The sequence below is a fragment of the Oleiphilus sp. HI0061 genome (assembly GCF_001635675.1).
In genome coordinates, this window is sequence record NZ_LWFE01001052.1 from 1 (window position 1) to 14,930 (window position 14,930).

A 14,930-nucleotide genomic window follows, 5' to 3' on the forward strand; every position below is an offset into this window, starting at 1 on the left:
GTTTAGTGGGCGCTATAGTGATGAAACCGAAGGAGTTGAAGAGGATATTACAGATCTTTGGCACTTAACCAGAGACACCCGCGATAACAATGCGCCTTGGTTAATCGTAGGAATCGAAAACTAAGCTATAGTTTCTAACAACTTCCTGACCATAAAAGCAGCTTACATACAACTGCCATAGGATCTTTATGTTTAGAATTTTAGTGCTGATCGTATTTTTAATTTCATGCCTGGTGGCGTTTATAAAGGCTGATAAATGGCCACGATGGAAACAACTTACAGTTATTTTCATCCCGACGATTATGCTATTCTGCTTTGCTTTAGTGCTTGAAACTTTAAACTGACCCTTTGGTTTTTCATTAAATATAATACGCTTATAAAGGTAGAAAGTGAGCCTGTTTTTATACTGCAGCGAGAAAGGCTTAACGTGGTTGCGAGAAGGGAAGCTACCTTTCTTAGAAGCCTCATCATTGATGGACCCATTCGTTAGCAATGAAGCCCTTAATCATCAGCCTGATGGGTCAATCGCTGTTTCAGATGAAGAGTTCAGAGTTGAATTGAAAGCTCAATTCGCGGCGCTACCAGAGTCTTTATCAAGCCTGATGAGCTTTGAGTATTTTGAAGAACAATCCCAAAGCAAACGAGCCAGTATTGAAGCACAAATAAGACAACGTTCTGTACCGCAAGTGAGTACAGTGTCGGCTAAACAACAGAAAAATCTAACACTGCTATGCTTATCTGAAAGAGCAGATAACTCGCTACTCTGGCAGTATCAAGCGGCTAATCACCGAGGTATGGTCATCGAACTAGACCAAACTCATGAGTTTTTTACCGCCCCTCAATACCGAGATGCCCCTCAAATGTTTCAGCCAGTGAAGTATAGTGCAGAGCGTCCGTTAAAGCTGAAAGACTCACATCCTTTCATTTCACTATTTCACCGTAGTGAACACTTTTCTCATGAGCAAGAGTGGCGCTTATTACGGCCGGCATCAGTGAGTGACAAGCTCATAAACGTCGATGAACTCAGTATTCACCTTCATAAAATCCCCAATACGGTGATCAAGTCCGTCACCTGCGGGGCAAATATGACAGCGGAACTAAAAAAAGCGCTCGTTAACCTCTTGAGCACTGACTTACGCTACCGACATGCTGAGCTTATGGAGTGCCGGCTGGACCCCGGCCAATATATACTCCATCGCACAGCCATTGATTGAGATAAAGTCAACTTGAACTAAGCGACCTTAACTTGCTCAGCTGCTTCCTGGTTAGCCATATACTCTTCGTAAGTGCCTTGAAAATCTATCAAGCCCTGGTCTTTAATTTCGATGACGCGTGTTGCCAGTGATGAGACAAACTCTCGGTCGTGGCTAACAAAAATCAAAGTGCCATCAAAGTTTTTAAGCGCTTCGTTCAGAGCTTCAATGGCTTCCATATCCATGTGGTTGGTCGGCTCATCCATAATCAGAATATTTAGGTCCTGCATCATTAACTTGCCAAACAACAAGCGGTTTTTCTCACCACCTGAGCAGACTTTGGCTTTCTTGTTAACGTCATCTTCGGTAAAGAGCATTCGACCTAACATACCGCGAACCATTAAATCGTTATGCTTTGCAGTACGCCACTGAGACATCCAGTCAAAGAGGTTTAGGTCACTGTCGAAATCTTTCGTGCTGTCCTGCGGGCAGTAGCCTAATACGGCATTTTCAGCCCACTTTACTTCACCCGTATTGGCTTGAATCTCATTCATCAAACAACGTAAGAAAGTTGACTTCCCCACCCCGTTCTCACCAATCACCGCAAGCTTTGCGCCCGCTTCTAGAATCAGGTCACCACCCGAGAAGAGTGTCTCACCGTCAAAGCCATGACCTAAGTCTTCCAGCACCAAGGCTTGGCGATGCAATTTCTTATCTTGCTTGAAACTAATGGAAGGTGTTAAACGGCTAGACGATTTGACTTCATCTAGCGTTATCTTATCTAGCTTTTTAGCACGAGAGCTGGCTTGTTTAGCTTTCGACGCATTGGCTGAAAAGCGGTTAACAAAGGCTTGAAGCTCATCAATTTCGGCACTCTTTTTAGCATTCTCGGCAAATAGTTGCTCACGTATTAGTGTTGAGGCTGCCGTAAAGGCTTCATAGTTGCCCGGGTAAATACGTAACTCGCCATAATCGATATCCGCCATATGCGTGCACACAGAATTCAAGAAATGGCGATCGTGCGAGATGATAATCATCGTACATTTTCGCTCATTCAAAACCGTACCGAGCCACTCAATGGTATGAATGTCCAGGTTGTTGGTCGGTTCGTCCAAAAGCAAAATATCAGGGTTCGCGAACAAAGCCTGAGCTAATAACACTCTTAACTTCCAACCTGGTGCAACTTGTGCCATCAAACCAAAGTGGAATTCTTCAGCAATACCCGCTGATAGTAATATTTCCCCGGCTCGACTCTCCGCACTGTAGCCGTCCATCTCCGCAAATTGCGTTTCCAATTCAGCGACCTTCATGCCATCTTCTTCAGACATTTCAGGTAGGCTGTAGATACGATCACGCTCTTGTTTCACTTTCCACAGCTCAACATCACCCATGATCACTGCATCGACAACGCTGTACTCTTCGAAGGCAAACTGATCCTGGCTTAGTACACCGACCTTTTCACCTGGTGTTATAGAAACGTTACCGGACGTTGGTGTTAACTCACCACTCAGGATTTTCATAAAGGTTGATTTACCGCAACCATTAGCCCCGATTAAACCATAGCGATTACCGTTACCAAATTTAGCTGAAATGTTCTCGAACAAAGGTTCAGCACCAAACTGCATGGTGATATTAGCGGTAGAAATCAAGAGAGCGTCCTAGGTATTTGAAGGTGAGAGGCTCAGCTTGAATGTCTTTCAATCGGTTTTAGCAAAGAGTGACAGAAGCTTAAGCACAAAGGGGCGCGAACTATAAAGACTTGGGGCTAGAAAGTCGAGACAAATTGACTATAAAACATACAAGACTGTCGAAGTAAGCCTGGCCGTTACTCCTGTTCTGCATCCACACCATAATGTCTACGCATAAGGTAGGCATAAGCTGTAGTAAATGCGGCTTCTTGCATCACTTTCAGGCCTGTTTCTTCAAAAGGTACCGGGATAGGGTTTTTCTTAACAGCTGCTTTGATATCAACTGGGGTTATCAAGCGAACATCGACTCCATCAATCAGTTCAATTGCAGCCTCCATTTTGAAACCAATCGCACCACCGGCAAACTTACCTTTTGTCGGTCTCTCTCGAATAATTACGGTATCTATTTGATAGTCTGTCATCAGTTTGGCAAACGTAGCCTGAAAGTACTTTAGACTATGGCTCTTCTCTAGCGTCACTTTTCTTACGCGACAGTCAGGGATATCGAATATCTCATCATCCATGGACAAGAGACAAATAATCGCATCACTACCCTTTAATTCAACACCACATACTTTCATAACTAAATCTCAATATTAGGAATGGCTGCATTGTAGGTAAATCTGCACGCTAATGAAATGATCAATAGCTGTTGGCGTATAGATTTCATGACAGATCAAGTAAAGCCCGGAATTAAACAGCCTAGCGGTGTCATATATCAAGTTCAAGATAAAGCCGCTACACTGCACGCCATTTTCCCACTATCAATAATCGAGATATCCATGAGCTTTCAAACCCTAGGTCTTTCCCCTCAATTATTGACTCATCTGCTTGAGCTCGGCTACCTTGACGCAACGCCTATCCAACAAGCAGCTATTCCTGAAGTTCTCGCCGGCCACGATGTGATGGCTGGGGCACAAACCGGTACGGGCAAAACCGCAGCCTTTGCCCTTCCCATTATTCAAAAACTTATTGATGCTCAAAACACCCTTAAGCCAATTAATGACAACATTGAAGAAAGCTCCTGCCAGTCACCCAAAGCCTTAGTATTAACACCTACACGAGAATTAGCACTACAAGTATTCAATAGCATAAATACTTACAGCCACAACACAAATATTCAGTCAGCTATCGCCTATGGCGGCGTTAGCTTGAACCCACAAATACAAGCTATCAAAAAGGGGGTGAGTATTGTGGTGGCTACACCTGGACGTTTACTCGACTTGCTCATGAAGGAGTGTATCGACTTAAATCACATTGAGTTCCTAGTATTTGATGAAGCAGACCGTATGCTAGACATGGGTTTCATTAATGATATAAATCGTATTTTGAGGGGCATGCCTAAACAGCGGCAAACCCTGCTATTCTCTGCAACCTTCGATCAGGCTATTTTCGATCTGAGCAAAAAATTATTAAAAGACCCCAAGCTCATTGAAGTCGATGCTCGCAATACCGCCGCTAAGAAAGTTGAACAAATGGTCTACACCGTCGACAAGGATCGCAAGCGCGAATTAACGTCTTACTTAATTGGCTCTAAAAATTGGCAGCAGGTACTCATCTTTACACGCACCAAGCAAGCCGCTGACGAGCTCTCCAAAGAAATGATCAAGGATGGGCTCAAGACGGCAGCTATTCATGGTGACAAGTCTCAAGGCGCTCGTGAGCGTGCACTGGAAGACTTCAAGCAAAACAAACTACGCGCCTTAGTTGCAACGGATGTCGCTGCTCGAGGGCTGGATATTGACCAGCTCAAGTATGTCATCAATTACGAACTACCTTACGTTGCGGAGGATTATATTCATCGCATAGGGCGCACCGGCAGAGCTGGCCAAGAAGGCCTGGCAATATCGTTGTTAAGCTTAGGTGAAGAGTATTTACTAGAAGAAATTGAAGCCGTGCTTGATGAACGTTTGCCGCAACAGTGGTTACCCGGCTATGAACCTGATTTAACAAAAGAAGTTAAAACATCGAAAAAGAATTCCCGCACCGCTCAGAAGAAACGTCGAAAAGATAGAGCGTACGGTAAGAAACGAAAGTAAGAGGAAAAAGGAGCTGTGTCAAAACCTAGCGTTGAGATAAACCGCTAGTCGCTTTGATGTTCTAACACAGCTTATTAGGAAAGGCCTTGCCTAAATAAGATAAGTAACTGGTAGTTATTTAACCGTGACCACTGGTCACAAGTCAAGTTAGAAGTGCTAAAAAGAGGCCAAATGGGGAGAAAAGGTTTATCCCATCTGTGGGATGATATAAAAAACGCGTACCAACTTATCCCCTACACAGGAAACAGTTCAATACGCGTCTTTTTCGCAATGCGATATTACATCGCAATGATCAAGGCTTAGACTTTCTGCAACCAGCCAAACTTATCTTCTGCCTTACCCCATTGAATATCATTTAGTGCCTGGCGAAGTTTTAAGGTGGTTTCACCTGCCTCACCAGAACCTACTGTAATTTCTTCATCATTATGAATTAAGGTGCCAACAGGCGTTAATACTGCGGCAGTACCAGAAAGCGCGGCTTCGGTACCTGGCTTTTGTGCGCGTTCAATCAATTCACTTACCGTGAAATCACGTTCGCTCACGGTCATTCCCATATCGCGGGCAATCGTTAATATTGAGTCACGAGTAATGCCGTGTAAGAAAGAACTATCCAAGGCCTTAGTTATGATCTCGTTTCCATCAATCAGAATGAAGTTTGCTGCACCGGTTTCCTGTACATCACCATTCGGGCAGAAAAGCACTTGATCAGCATTGTTAGTGTTGCGTGCACGAGCAATTGGGCCTAATGCACTGGCATAGTTACCACCACTCTTAATCATTCCCATATGAGGAGCACAACGCATACCGTCTTCTTCTAGCAATAGCCTTAAGGGCTTAACGCCACCAGAAAAGTAATCACCTACGGGTGATAACAAAACATATAGAAGCGACGTCGCAGAAGAGACCGCGGCTTTTCCAATGCTTGGTTCCGTGCCGATATGAGTCGGACGAATATACATAGAACCTGGCGCTTCAGGTACGTCTTCTACATAAAGTCCGACGATTTCTTTAATCATATCGCCTAATTGTTCTTTGTTAATTTCGGGTAGGAATAATAAATCTGTACTCTGGGCCATACGCTGAACATTGGCATCCATACGAAAAATATTAATGCTGCCATCTTTATGCTTAAATGCTTTCAAGCCTTCAAAGCATGTACTGGAATAATGCAAGACATGGGCACCCGGGTGTAATTCCAGTTTATCGGATGAAATGATACTTGAAGAGGTCCAAGAATTGTTTTCGTAGCTTGCCAGTGCCATTTTAGGCATGAAAACGGTTCCAAATGCGGCCATTACTATTCCTAAGTCTGTAAATGGAAGCCTTGAAATAAGCTTCCGGAATCAATTTTGCTCGGTGTGAATTGCTTATCGCAGCGATATTTTTCAGCAGACTGCACTCAATTCATAAAATTCTGCCTAGTATAAACTACCTAGATCGCCAATCAATGACGATATATCAATAAAGTTGCAAGTATGGCCCTTCAAAAAAGCTCTACCCACCCAACAAGATGAGTATGCCCTAAGCTGGAGGCCACACACCCAGGAATCCAAGCTAAATGTCAAAGTCATGGTAGAATGTCGGCATAAACATTACACTGCCCACAGTTTAAACTCTCTAGCGCAAACAGCGCTCACCCAAGCAGGACTTCCGATGAAAAAAACTTATCAATTAGCTCACCCAAAAATCAAAGTGCCTCGCGTTGTCGACTCAGTAAAACATGACATCAGAAAGTTTCTCAAAAAGGAACGTAAGAAGCCTCTACCTTCTGGCACTAAATATTGGGGTTTTGATTGTAAGTTTGGTCAATCAGAAGAAGCGGCTGTGGAAATTCAGCTGCCCTCTTTGATGAGCCATATCGATGAACTGGTTGCGAATAACATTATGACTATCTACGTGGAAATCACTGCTAAAGCCGTTTCACCTGATGGCAATTCGATTCAACAGGAATATTAGACAGTAAACCCTAAGGCAGCGTGACTCAAAGGTAAAAAGAAATGATGAACACCAAGATATATAAAGCCGTCCACGGGCTTGCAGAAAAGCTAATGGCAGCAGCGAAAAAAGATGACCAAGAAACCTTTGATTCGCTCTACTCTGAACTCAAGGCGATCTGTCTAGATAATGAAGATACAGATAAGGATCACCCTGTTCAATGGGAAACATTAGCTGACTTTTCAGAAGACTTAAGCGATGCGATAGCCATTTATGAAAAGGCCCTAAAGAAGTCTGTCGATATTAATTCAAAAGACCATATGTCTTCAGTGGCATACTCAATGGCGACCTTGCAGGTCGAGCTCGGCCAGACTGAGGAAGCAATCAAAAACCTGCAAAACGCTAAAGTTAGCGCCAATAAAATTGAAGATGACTCACTTAAACGAGAGATCAACGAATTACTTGATTCCTTAGCAAGCCCGATGGAATAAGCATAACCGGGCACACTTTATTCGCCCTTAAGATAGTTTCAATAAGTACTTTTGTGGCGACACCCAGAACTCTACTGTTCTGGCAAAGCCCCTAAGTCATCAAACCATCATCCTTTTGTCACCAAACTGTCACTTCAAACATGAATAGTTTGTACATAAATTGTACAAATCCAAGTATGTATTGATATGACAAAAATCAAGGTGAGCATTGTTACTGAAACCTACTACCCTGAAGTAAATGGCGTTGCCAATACCTTGAAGTACTGGGTTGAAGGACTTCAAAATAAGGGTATCTACACTCAAATCATCAGACCCAAGCAGAATCCTGATGATGCCTCAGTGGAAAGTGATCAATGCGAGACCTATACAGTTGCCGGACTTCCTATACCGAGATACAAGGAGCTCAAGTTTGGCCTACCTTGTAAAAGGAAGCTAGTAAGTCTATGGAAGAAATCTCCACCTTCTGCCATTTATGTCGCGACCGAAGGCCCCCTTGGTCTTTCAGCTGTTCGTGCAGCTAAGAAACTGAATATTCCTATACTTAGCGGCTTCCATACTAATTTCCAGTCCTACAGTAAGTACTACGGCCTAGGGTTTCTCGAACCTTTAATATTTGGCTTCCTGAGGTATTTTCACAACCAGACACGTGGAACGATCGTGCCTACGAAAAAACAGCAGGAATGGCTAAGTCGAAAAGGGTTTGAAAATGTCAGTGTGCTCAGTCGCGGAATCGATTCTTCGCGGTTTACACCAAGTAAACGCTGTTCTCGCCTTCGTGAAAGATGGCATGTGACAGATGGGCAAGTCGTTTGCCTCTATGTCGGCCGAGTTGCAGGAGAAAAAAATATTGCCTTGGCTATCAAGGCCTATGAGAACGTCACCGCCACTCATCCGGACTGTGTTTTCGTCGTCGTTGGTGATGGCCCCTTAAGAAAAACCTTGGAAAGTGAACACCCTGGCATCCGTTTCGTTGGAATGAAAACGGGTGAAGAGCTAGCCAAGTATTATGCCTCAGCAGACCTTTTTCTATTTCCAAGCAAAACCGACACCTTTGGTAATGTTGTGACTGAAGCAATGGCAAGCAGGCTGGGTATCGTTGCATTTAATGACGCCGCTGCGAAGGAACACTTAAGCCATGGCAATTCGGCATATATCGCAAATTTAGACAATGACGAAGCCTTCATTCAATTGACTCTGGAAGCAATCGAAAGCTCTTCCGAGCTGGAAAAAATTCGTGAAAATGCCTATCAATTGGCACAAACAATTACCTGGAACAATATCGTCAATCAGTTCGTCAAAAAGTTACTCGAAAAGCCACCCTTAAGGCTAGGAGATGAGACACATGAATCCTCTCAAAACATCAACAGCATTTAATAAGCTCAATAGCTGGGATATTGCAGCTTGCCTGTACCTTAATCATTTTTGTCGCACTAAAACGGTTAACACCTTCTTTGCAATAATCAGCCGCTTAGGGGATGGTGTTTTCTGGTATAGTCTCGCGCTTGTCCTGCCAATCTTATATGGTGAAGAAGGTCTACTTTTATCAGGGTTGATGATAACGGCGGGCGGTGCTTGCCTACTGATCTATAAGCAACTTAAAAAGAAACTAGTAAGAGAACGACCATTTATCCGCTCAAAAGATGTCTATAAAGGCTGCGCACCTTTAGATCAATACAGCTTTCCTTCTGGACACACAATGCACGCGGCCTGCTTCTCGACTGTTGTGCTATGGCACCTGCCAGAGTTCGCTGTATTATTGGTACCCTTCTCTATTCTAATTGCCCTCTCGAGAATGGTACTCGGCCTTCACTATCCGACAGATGTATTGTGTGGCGCGGGATTAGGTATATTGCTGGCATCAATTGCAAACTACTTAAGCCCCGTACTCTTCTAAACCAGCGCTACTGGCCTTTACCTTATTCCTGCCAAATAGGCACATCGAAGGCCTGTAAGATCTTCCCTGTTTCGGCCAGAGGCAAGCCCACTACATTGCTATAGCTTCCGACAATCCCTTCAACAAACAATGCCGCTTTGCCTTGTATGCCATATGCACCTGCCTTATCCATTGGTTCACCCGTTGCGATATATTGCCTAATTTGCTGATCACTCAGCTTCATAAACGACACTTCTGTTGTCACAACATCAGCTTCAATTACCGCTTTCCCCTCAGATAACTTCGCCACAGCGATACCCGTTAGCACTAGATGATTTGTTCCTGATAAACGCTTTAGCATTTCAAATGCTACGCGTTCATTATCTGGCTTGCCTAGAATCGTGCCGTCTATCGTAACGGTCGTATCTGCAGCTAAAACTGTCTTTTCAGGATTAAAGCTGAGACCTGCTAAGGCTTTTTCTTTAGCCAAGCGCCTTACATAAGCGTCGGGCAATTCCCCTTCAAGTACTGACTCATCGATATCCATTGATGCACTATGATAAGGAACACCGATTTGTTCTAATAGTTCTCTCCGGCGACTGGAGCCAGATGCCAATAGCAAGTCTGCCATATTTTTTAAGATTCCTTCATAAATTGAATAGTAAACCTGGAATAATCGCTTCGGAAAGTATGACAAGCCTCGCTCCTTACGTAGCAGCGTCTTCAACGGAACGGATTGCTTTATCAATTGTTTATAGTCGGTTAAGCAGTAAAGGCGCTTTCTGAAAAATTGCTAGTTTTAACATAACAGTTCTCCAATAAATTTAGCCCTCTAAAAACGTTCAGCAAAGGTACTTTGTTTATCCTAAGAGTTTTTTTCTACTGAATATACAGTTATATAGTATTGCAAGTTACTTACAGCAACGGAAATTTTTTTGTAACTTTTGCTCTATAGAATATTTCGATCACCCTCAAAAAGCGCCAAGATAATAGGCAGTGCTCGATGCAGTCTTTTTCCGAGTAGTACTCACTACGAAGTAGTATGCCCCTAGGGTAATTTTTCGATAGAGCAGAGAGGGAAATGTTTCGTTAGTTGGTAAAACCATAATGTGACATTGAATATTGTTATCACGAATATTTAAAAGGAAGTCGGAATTAACCCCATCAAATCAATAAGCGTTATATCCATAACTATCGCATCAATCTTGCTATCTGCTTGTAGCACCATGCCTTCCCTAGGTGGTGGCGGAAGCGGTGTCGTTACTGGCAGTGCTGCTGGTGAAAGTAGCGTAGATAACAACACAGAACTCGAAAAGTGTGAAGAAACACTCGGCACACTGTCTATCTTTGAAGATACCTCACTACCATGGTGGGGAACTTACAAACAGCAATATCCAAGACTAGGAAGTACTGTCCCGGTCCTAAGACTCATGATTCAGCAATCAAACTGTTTTGTCATCGTTGAACGTGGCGCGGCAATGAATGCAATGAACCGTGAACGTCAACTAATGAATTCTGGTCAACTGCGCTCTGGTAGTAATTTTGGCGGCGGTCAAATGGTAGCAGCTGATTTTACACTTAGCCCCTCTGTCTTGTTTGCAGAAAAAACCGGCGGGTTTGGCGCAGTACTTGGCAGTTTCGGATCACTAGGCAAGCTTGCGGCCGGTCAAATGAGTTCAAATGAAGCCGAAACCAATTTAACGCTTATCGAAAACCGTTCTGGTGTTCAGGTTTCTTCGGCAAATGGTAGCGCTGAAAACAATGACTTCGGTTTCCTTGGCGGCCTATTTGGTGGCGGTGCTGCTGTCGGCGTAGGTGGATTTTCTAAGACTCCTGAAGGTAAGGTTGTTACCGCAGCCTTCGCTGACTCCTTCAATGAAATGGTTAAGGCTCTTCGCGTATACAAAGCCCAAACGGTAAAAGGCGGACTAGGTAAAGGTGGTCGTCTAACGATCGGTGGTGAAGACGACCCAATGCCCCAAGCAACTCAGCAATACACTGCACCTGTTGTCACCCCTGTCGTTGCTGCAGCACCTGTCGTTAATGTTAGAACACGTAATGTAAATATTAGCGTCGACAACTACGATGAAGACGCAATGGAAGATTACTACAAAGCACTTAAGCGCAGTGTGGAGCATATGGGAACATTTGCCTCAATGACTCCCCAGCAAATTGAAGCTATGAAGAATCACCCCGATATGCACGGTATGGGAGCACTCGCCATGTCAATGATTTGGGGAGGCCCGCATGTTTCTCAACTAGAAACTGCACAAATTGAACTCGAATCATGGCCTCAGCAAGCCAAAGAGCAAGCCTGGTCTGCTTATGGCAGCCGCATAATGAAGTACAACAAGATCTTTGAGCGTCACAGACAACGCATCATCTCAAATGGTGCCTACGATGATAGTATTTACCATCAGTTGAATGCGATTGAATTGGTTAATGAAGAAAATCTGTTCCGTTAGGCGCTAAGTTAGCCCATGCCTCCCAGACGTTTTAAGGGAGGCATGGTTCCTTATTTAAAGCTGTCTCCCCCTGATCCAATCAAAAGCTTCTTCCGTAACTTAAAAACCGGAACGGTTAATGCATTATCCCACTTATATTATTGAGTAGTGATAGGCTCCCTACCATGAAGACAGCTGACAAACAGGCATTTATAAAGGGCAACAAGCTACCTGAGTCCTATTTAACTCAGGCCTCAATTTGGTTTGACCCGCTGGTTAAGACTATTATCAAGCACCATAAAGGTGCACAAAAAACCATAATTGTTGGATTAAATGGTTGCCAAGGCTCTGGAAAGACTACTTTGGCAGACTACCTTTCCCTGTCGTTCCAGGCCGAAGGTTTAAAGAGTCTATCCATCTCTATCGACGACTTTTACCTTACGCACGACCAACGCCAGCACTTGGCACGCGACATTCACCCCATGCTTAAAACACGAGGCGTGCCCGGCACCCACGACCTAAATTTGGCCCTGAATACACTGCATGCACTAAAAAGTCACAACCAAGAGATCTCTATACCTCGATTCGATAAAGCTACCGATGATCGCTTTCCAGAATGCAGCTGGCCAAAAGTAGAAGCACCTTTAGATATAATTATTTTGGAAGGCTGGTGTCTGGGGATCCCCGCTCAAGCTGAGGAGCGACTTAAAGAAGCAATCAACAAACTTGAATCAACACAAGACGAAAGTGGCACTTGGCGACAATATGTCAACGATCAACTCTCAAGCCACTATCCGTCTTTATGGAATCAAATTGATTGCTTGATCATGTTACAAGCGCCAAGCTTCGACTGTGTATATCAGTGGCGACTGGAACAAGAAGAGAAACTTCGTCAGAAAAGCTCTTTTGATACGGATCAAACACACAGCAAAATCATGAGCCCTGAGGAAGTCGAAACATTTATTCAGCACTATGAGCGCCTGACTAGACATAGTTTAGATTGCCTTCCTGAGCACTGCCATCACGTACTGAATCTGGACAATTCACGAAAGGTTGTAAAGCACCTTATGCCTAGAGGTTTAGACATTTAAACTCTAGGACAAAGTTAGTTAAACTCTTGATTGAAGAGAATAGAGTAAAGGAGAATCAATATGAAGCAATGGTTAATATTTACTGATTTAGATGGCTCCTTACTAGACCATGAAAGCTATCAATATGCCGAAGCCAAAGCCTTGCTGGGGAAACTAAAGGCAGATCATATTCCTGTTATTTTTGCCACCAGTAAAACTCGTACCGAGGTGCTCAAGCTCAGAAAAGCAATCAAAAACCAGCAACCGTTTATTGTTGAAAATGGCGCTGCTGTCTTGATCCCTACGGACTATTTTCCCTGTAAACCAGAAGCTTGCTACGAGCAAAACGGATACTGGGTTTATGGCTTATCAGAAACACGTCAACACTGGCTCGGTATTCTCGAACAAGCCAAAAAGGATTTTCCGCAGCAATTTAACCATTTTGCAGCGATGAGCGAGCAAGCGCTTGCCGAGCTAACAGGGCTTAGCGTCGAGCAAGCCAAGCAAGCGAATGAGCGCGAGTACAGTGAGCCAATTCAATGGCTAGGCAATCATTCCGATAAGCAATCCTTCATTACTTATCTGGAAAATAAGGGAGGCACCGTTCTTCAAGGAGGGCGTTTCCTATGCTTGAACGGAGATCACGATAAAGGCCGAGCCTTATCTTGGCTGGTCAAACAGTTCATTAATTTTTCCATTCCCTGCGACTTAAAAACACTCGCAATTGGCGATAGTCTTAATGATGTCGCCATGTTGGAGCTTGCTGATAGAGCGCTCATTATCCGCTCTCCAGCTCACGCTCCACCAAGTTTAGCCCGTACTAGTGGCTACCAAGTTAGCGAGCATTGTGGCCCGAAAGGCTGGGCCCAAGGCGTAAACAACATTATCTACAGTTAGAGAGAAAATCATTATGGCTGATTTCTATCAAAACGGCATTGTCACCACCCTACACAACCTATCACGTCGCCCTCTGGATGATTTGGAAGATGAGTTAAGGGGCTTTAGTAAACAACGCCCCATGTCCTTGATTCTTCCATCTCTTTTCTCCGAACTCGAAGGTGAGGCACTACCCAAGATCGTCAGCCACCTCGAAGGTGCCGACTATCTATCAGAAATCGTTATTGGCTTAGATCGAGCTAACGAGGCGCAGTACCGGCACGCTTTAAAGTTCTTTGGCCAATTACCGCAACATCACCGCGTCCTCTGGAATGAAGGTCCACGACTCAAAGCGATTGATGCTGAATTACAAGCCTTAAACCTGGCACCAAAAGAGTTAGGAAAAGGACGAAATGTTTGGTACTGCATGGGCTACACGCTAGCGTCTGACCGATCTGAATCAGTCGCTCTGCACGATTGCGACATTGTTACCTATGACAGAGAACTATTAGCAAGACTGATCTACCCGGTTGCCAACCCTCGCTTCAACTATGAGTTCTGTAAAGGTTTCTATGCTCGCGTTGCTGAAGGCAAAATAAATGGCCGCGTTAGCCGTTTGCTGGTAACGCCGCTATTACGAGCCTTAAAGAAAGTCTATGGCGAATTAGAGTATCTACAATTTATGGATAGCTTTCGTTACCCACTCGCCGGTGAGTTTTCCTTCCGTAAAGATGTGCTTAACGACATTCGCATTCCCAGCGACTGGGGTTTGGAAATAGGTGTGCTTTCTGAGATGCACCGCAACTACGCCAACAATAGGCTGTGCCAGGTAGACATTGCCGATGTTTACGACCACAAACACCAGGACTTGTCAGCTGAAAATGATCAGGGAGGCTTATCCAAGATGTCGATCGATATCTCAAAGGCCTTATTTAGAAAACTGGCAACTCACGGCAAGACCTTTAACACTGAAACATTCCGCTCAATTAAAGCGACCTACTTTAGAATCGCGCTCGATTTTGTCGAAACTTATCACAACGATGCTTTGATGAATGGCTTGTCGCTGGATATTCATCAGGAAGAAAAAGCCGTCGAGCTTTTTGCTCACAACATCATGAAAGCTGGTGAAGCCTTCCTCGAGAAGCCGATGGATACCCCTTTCATTCCTAGTTGGAACAGAGTTATTAGCGCCAAGCCCGATATTCTCGAAAGACTATATGCAGCGGTGGAGGCTGACAATAAGGAGTTTTTCTCACAATGAACTCTATATACTCGGCTCTAGTCCAGCAAGCTCAACACTTGCTGGACGTTATTTATCATG

14 protein-coding genes are annotated in these 14,930 nt (G+C 44.1%); 10 read left to right on the forward strand and 4 right to left on the reverse strand.

Annotated features, from left to right (window positions below; translation table 11 throughout):
* Positions 1 to 389 precede the first annotated feature (389 nt).
* On the forward strand, positions 390 to 1,214 hold the full coding sequence (locus A3735_RS14150; RefSeq protein ID WP_068509459.1) for a DUF2971 domain-containing protein: 825 nt from the start codon (positions 390 to 392) through the stop codon (positions 1,212 to 1,214).
* Positions 1,215 to 1,231: 17 nt separating this feature from the next.
* Here the strand turns inward: A3735_RS14150 and A3735_RS14155 are convergent, their stop codons facing one another.
* Together A3735_RS14155 and A3735_RS14160 are read right to left on the reverse strand one after the other, a co-directional pair.
* A complete protein-coding gene (locus tag A3735_RS14155) occupies positions 1,232 to 2,842 on the reverse strand; it encodes an ABC-F family ATPase (RefSeq protein WP_082865154.1) in 1,611 nt (536 codons plus the stop codon).
* Between the two features lie 176 nt (positions 2,843 to 3,018).
* On the reverse strand, positions 3,019 to 3,462 hold the full coding sequence (locus A3735_RS14160; RefSeq protein ID WP_068509463.1) for a DUF3010 family protein: 444 nt from the start codon (positions 3,460 to 3,462) through the stop codon (positions 3,019 to 3,021).
* Between the two features lie 201 nt (positions 3,463 to 3,663).
* On the opposite strand from A3735_RS14160, the gene A3735_RS14165 reads away from it, so the two are divergent.
* Positions 3,664 to 4,920 carry a DEAD/DEAH box helicase gene (locus A3735_RS14165; RefSeq protein WP_068509505.1) on the forward strand — a complete coding sequence of 419 codons (1,257 nt, stop codon included), beginning with the start codon at positions 3,664 to 3,666 and terminating at the stop codon, positions 4,918 to 4,920.
* Positions 4,921 to 5,219: 299 nt separating this feature from the next.
* On the opposite strand, the gene A3735_RS14170 is transcribed toward A3735_RS14165, so the two are convergent.
* The gene (locus tag A3735_RS14170; RefSeq protein WP_068509465.1) at positions 5,220 to 6,215 is read right to left on the reverse strand and encodes a branched-chain amino acid aminotransferase; all 996 of its coding nucleotides are present in this window, start codon (positions 6,213 to 6,215) and stop codon (positions 5,220 to 5,222) included.
* A gap of 358 nt (positions 6,216 to 6,573) precedes the next feature.
* Here A3735_RS14170 and A3735_RS14175 point away from each other — a divergent pair, with 358 nt between their 5' ends.
* The 4 genes from A3735_RS14175 to A3735_RS14190 all read left to right on the forward strand — a co-directional run bounded on the left by A3735_RS14175 (position 6,574) and on the right by A3735_RS14190 (position 9,240).
* Positions 6,574 to 6,876, forward strand: coding sequence for a DUF6172 family protein (locus A3735_RS14175; RefSeq protein WP_068509467.1), 303 nt, complete (start codon positions 6,574 to 6,576; stop codon positions 6,874 to 6,876).
* 41 nt (positions 6,877 to 6,917) lie between these two features.
* Positions 6,918 to 7,346, forward strand: a complete 429-nt coding sequence (locus A3735_RS14180) for a tetratricopeptide repeat protein (protein WP_068509469.1) — start codon at positions 6,918 to 6,920, stop codon at positions 7,344 to 7,346.
* Positions 7,347 to 7,532: 186 nt separating this feature from the next.
* On the forward strand, positions 7,533 to 8,720 hold the full coding sequence (locus A3735_RS14185; protein WP_068509471.1) for a glycosyltransferase family 1 protein: 1,188 nt from the start codon (positions 7,533 to 7,535) through the stop codon (positions 8,718 to 8,720).
* Positions 8,689 to 9,240, forward strand: a complete 552-nt coding sequence (locus A3735_RS14190) for a phosphatase PAP2 family protein (protein ID WP_068509473.1) — start codon at positions 8,689 to 8,691, stop codon at positions 9,238 to 9,240. Before A3735_RS14185 ends, A3735_RS14190 begins: the two co-directional genes overlap by 32 nt.
* Positions 9,241 to 9,262: 22 nt before the next feature.
* Here A3735_RS14190 and A3735_RS14195 read toward each other — a convergent pair whose 3' ends face one another.
* The gene (locus A3735_RS14195) at positions 9,263 to 9,850 is read right to left on the reverse strand and encodes a nucleoside triphosphate pyrophosphatase (RefSeq protein ID WP_068509507.1); all 588 of its coding nucleotides are present in this window, start codon (positions 9,848 to 9,850) and stop codon (positions 9,263 to 9,265) included.
* 595 nt (positions 9,851 to 10,445) lie between these two features.
* Between A3735_RS14195 and A3735_RS14200 the strand changes: the two genes are divergently transcribed.
* The 4 genes from A3735_RS14200 (at position 10,446) to A3735_RS14215 (ending at position 14,870) form a co-directional block, all read left to right on the forward strand.
* Positions 10,446 to 11,684: a CsgG/HfaB family protein gene (locus tag A3735_RS14200; protein ID WP_068509475.1), complete on the forward strand. Its 1,239-nt coding sequence runs from the start codon at positions 10,446 to 10,448 to the stop codon at positions 11,682 to 11,684.
* A gap of 164 nt (positions 11,685 to 11,848) precedes the next feature.
* The gene (locus A3735_RS14205) at positions 11,849 to 12,754 is read left to right on the forward strand and encodes a hypothetical protein (RefSeq protein WP_068509477.1); all 906 of its coding nucleotides are present in this window, start codon (positions 11,849 to 11,851) and stop codon (positions 12,752 to 12,754) included.
* Positions 12,755 to 12,814: 60 nt separating this feature from the next.
* Positions 12,815 to 13,630 (forward strand): mannosyl-3-phosphoglycerate phosphatase, encoded by an 816-nt coding sequence (locus A3735_RS14210; RefSeq protein WP_068509480.1) that lies wholly within the window; start codon positions 12,815 to 12,817, stop codon positions 13,628 to 13,630.
* A 13-nt stretch (positions 13,631 to 13,643) separates the two neighbouring features.
* Positions 13,644 to 14,870, forward strand: coding sequence for a glycosyl transferase (locus A3735_RS14215; protein ID WP_068509482.1), 1,227 nt, complete (start codon positions 13,644 to 13,646; stop codon positions 14,868 to 14,870).
* Positions 14,871 to 14,930 lie beyond the last annotated feature (60 nt).